Source organism: Paenibacillus sp. sgz302191 (assembly GCF_057749925.1).
This window is the reverse complement of sequence record NZ_JBYLHY010000107.1, coordinates 1-550: the sequence shown is the minus strand read 5'-3', so window position 1 is coordinate 550 and position 550 is coordinate 1. Positions and strand designations below refer to the sequence as shown.

Genomic DNA, 550 nt, shown 5'->3' with positions numbered 1-550 from the left:
TTTCGAAGTTACTGCCGAGGACCGCAGCGCCAAATACGCCGGGTTCGGGTTTGACGCTTCCGTGTGGGAGCTGTTCCCGTACTGGATAGCCGGGGCGAACATCCATGTGATCGACGAAGCGATCCGGCTGGACATCGTGCGGCTGAACGCGTATTTCGAGCAGCACGGGATCACGATCGCGTTCCTGCCGACGCAGCTGTGCGAGCAGTACATGGAGCTCGACAACCGCTCGCTGCGCGTGCTGCTGACCGGAGGAGACAAGCTGAAGCGGACGGTGGAGCGCCGCTACAAGCTGGTCAACAACTACGGTCCGACGGAAAGCACCGTAGTGGCGACGAGCACGGTGAACGGTCCCGCGGAGGAGATTTTGACGATCGGGCGGCCGATCGCGAATACGCGCATCTACATCCTGGGCGCGGAGGAGCAGCTGCAGCCGATCGGCGTAGCCGGGGAGCTGTGCATCGCGGGCCGGGGACTGGCCCGGGGCTACAACAACCGGCCGGAGGAGACGCGGGAGAAGTTCGTGGAGGATCCGTTCGCGCCTGGCGAG

Annotated in this window: 1 protein-coding gene; it reads left to right on the top strand. The window is 64.4% G+C overall.

Annotated features, from left to right (window positions below; genetic code table 11):
- The coding region (locus AC3G2T_RS38815; RefSeq protein ID WP_488438832.1) for an AMP-binding protein at nt 1-550 on the top strand (550 nt) is incomplete at both ends.